General features: G+C 41.8%; 1 protein-coding gene. It reads left to right on the forward strand.

The features are described from left to right. Nucleotides 1-126 precede the first annotated feature (126 nt). Nucleotides 127-1410: an IS110 family transposase gene (locus Q1B07_RS26420; RefSeq protein ID WP_299095743.1), complete on the forward strand. Its 1284-nt coding sequence runs from the start codon at nucleotides 127-129 to the stop codon at nucleotides 1408-1410. Nucleotides 1411-1927: the final 517 nt, after the last annotated feature.

The raw sequence follows: 1927 nt of genomic DNA on the forward strand, positions 1-1927 counted from the left end.
AGGAGCATTCCTGTAATGAAGAAATTTGAGGATTGAACAAAAAAGAGCCCTCTTGGTATTATACGAGGTGTCCAAAGCTTCGAAGCAAAAATGGACCCTTAAATTAGTAACCAAGGAGGACTCGTAATGAATTATACTCAAAATCACAAAATCTCGCAAATCACACCATCAACACTCATTATTGGCATTGATATTGCCAAAGACAAACATGTCGCACGTGCTCAAGATGATCGTGGATTAGACTTTGGAAAGCGTTTGATCTTTAAAAATCGAATCTTTGGCTTTGAAGCCCTCATTGAGTGGGTAAAACAACACCAAGAAAAACACAAGAAGAATCACGTCATTTTTGGCGTAGAACCAACAGGACATTATTGGAAGAGTCTTGCTTACTATCTAACGGCAAAAGGTTACGACTTTGTCGTCGTGAACCCAATGCACGTTAAGAAAAGTAAAGAACTTGATGACAATTCTCCAACGAAAAACGATACGAAAGACGCAAAAGTGATCGCCCAGTTAATCAAAGATGGGCGATACTCTGTACCAAACCTCTTAGATGGTATATATGCGGAACTAAGAGAATGTGTAAAAATTCGAGATCAGCTTACTGAACAATTAATGATCACAGAAGGTCGCATTGAAAATGTGATTCAACGCTACTTTCCAGAGTTTTTCGATGTGTTTGGAGATTGGGAAGGCAAAGCCGCTCTCTGTACCCTAAAGCTGTTTCCGTTCCCCTCTGATATTCATAAAAAGACACCAGAGAGGGTTCTTCAAGAATGGAAACCGTATGTCCAACGAGGAGTTGGCATTAAGCGCGCAACGAAGCTTGTAGAAACAGCCAAAAAGAGCATTGGAATTGAAGTAGGCTTGAAATTTGCCAAGTGTGAACTGAAGAATCTTATTGAGCAGTATGAGCTTTTTAAGCGGCAATTAGAAGAGTTGGATCAGGAATTAGAAGCCATCGTTGAAACATTACCTGGTGCCCAACAAATGATGAAAATTCCAGGCTTAGGGGCGGTGACTGTTGGATTATTCTTTGCGGAAGTTGGGGACATTTCAAAGTACTCTCATCCTCAACAATTAGTGAACTTAGCAGGGCTATCATTACGTGAGCACAGTTCAGGTAAATTTAAAGGGCAAACAAGGATTACAAAGCGAGGAAGGAAACGATTACGCCGAGCCTTATATTTAGCGATTCGTCCCCTTGTCGCCCATAATTCAACATTTAAAGCCCTGCATCACTATTACACCAAACGCCCTGAACGCCCTTTGAAAAAGCAACAATCTTTGATTGCCTTGTGTTGTAAGTTACTACGTGTGTTGTTTGTCATTGGTCAAAAACAGTGTGAATTTGATGGTTCAAGATTAATAAAAGATATTCCTCAAATGGACGGATTACAGGCAGTGTAACCTTAGAAAGCAGATCACCCAAAGTGGCTTGACACGGAGCCTCTGCGGGCATGGCTCCTTGGCGAAGCGGCGAGTTATCCAATGATTCGCCCATGGCTAAGGAAGCCTACCATGCCCGCCACTCCATGTAAAGCCGTGCATCATCTGTATACTTACAAATAACAAACACCAATAGTGCAGAGTCGGAGTTTATTTTCACCATACGGGCTTATGACCCAGCAAAGGAGCTTATCCGACCTCCACCTCATGGATACGCAGGACGAAGGAAGGTATGGATACCAATCCGGAGAGACATGGGAGGGTTAGCGACCGTGAGTAGCGTGGAGATTTATAGGCACGGTCATACTACTCAATTACCAAACTATACCAGTTTGGACGTTAGGATGGATTATCCCCTGTAAGAAATTTCAATTCGTTCTACTTCTATCCAGTAGTACTGGTGAGATTACTATTTGGTGTTAGTGAAATTTGGAGAATACACGAGTATTAGCGAGAAAATTAAACTTTATTGAGGGAG

The sequence above is a fragment of the uncultured Metabacillus sp. genome (genome assembly GCF_947503125.1).
Taxonomy (GTDB): domain Bacteria; phylum Bacillota; class Bacilli; order Bacillales; family Bacillaceae; genus Metabacillus.

Excerpts from the sequence above, each read along its gene's own strand:
- Q1B07_RS26420 (WP_299095743.1), top strand. The coding sequence starts at position 127 with ATGAATTATACTCAAAATCACAAAATCTCGCAAATCACACCATCAACA.